Source organism: Halorubrum sp. SP3, assembly GCF_005435195.1.
Classification (GTDB): Archaea; Halobacteriota; Halobacteria; order Halobacteriales; family Haloferacaceae; genus Halorubrum; species Halorubrum sodomense.
The window spans coordinates 1-220 of sequence record NZ_SGTU01000768.1 but is presented as its reverse complement, the minus strand read 5'-3'; the positions used below and the strand labels follow the sequence as shown (position 1 = coordinate 220).

General features: G+C 72.7%; 1 pseudogene. It reads left to right on the top strand.

Annotation, left to right across the window (positions count from 1 at the left end):
- A pseudogene (locus EXE42_RS18180) lies at positions 1-220 on the top strand (daunorubicin ABC transporter ATP-binding protein); the annotation flags it as partial.

Below are 220 nucleotides of genomic sequence, written 5' to 3'. Positions count from 1 at the left end.
GGAACTGGAGGGCGACGGGACGGCAACCGAGCGGGCCGCGGCGATAGCGCGGGAGTTCGACGCCTTCGCGGACGCCTCGGTCGCCGAGACCGAGGAGGGGATCAGCGTCACCGCGGAGACGGCCCGGGAGCACGGCACCGACCTCCTCGTGGCGCTCCGGGACGCGGACGTAACGGTGACCGGGTTCAACATCCGGGCGCCGACGCTCGACGACGTCTTC